The following is a 381-nucleotide window of genomic DNA, read 5'->3' on the forward strand; positions in this document are numbered from 1 at the left end:
GCCACGAACCATCTGGTCCGCCTTGCGCGGGTCGATACCGAGGCGCATCGCAACCTCGACCGTCGAATCGAACTTCGTGCCGGCCGTCTCCTTCGCGAGGCGAACAGCCTCGAGCGGCGAGTACAGCTTGCCTTCTTCGATCTTCTCTTCCGCCGCGCGGTACGTCTTGCTGCGCTTCATCTCAAACTCCTTCAACAGGGAGATCGTGGTTCTACGAGCCAGCGCCGGCCCAACCACTTTCGGGCTCCGCGCCCCCGACACCAGGTCGATCCTGACGCCGCGATGCCACACAGGCAACCGGTTGATCTTACGTGACGTGCGGGGGTGGGGTGAAATCGGCGACGGACGCACGAAGCCCCTGACCCAGGTGAGGGCCAGGGG

General features: G+C 64.6%; 1 pseudogene. It reads right to left on the reverse strand.

From position 1 onward, the window contains the following. Positions 1-180, reverse strand: a pseudogene (locus LPA54_RS42000) (50S ribosomal protein L1); the annotation flags it as partial. Positions 181-381 lie beyond the last annotated feature (201 nt).

It is taken from the genome of Streptomyces sp. DH12 (genome assembly GCF_020873895.1).
Taxonomy (GTDB): Bacteria; Actinomycetota; Actinomycetes; order Streptomycetales; family Streptomycetaceae; genus Streptomyces.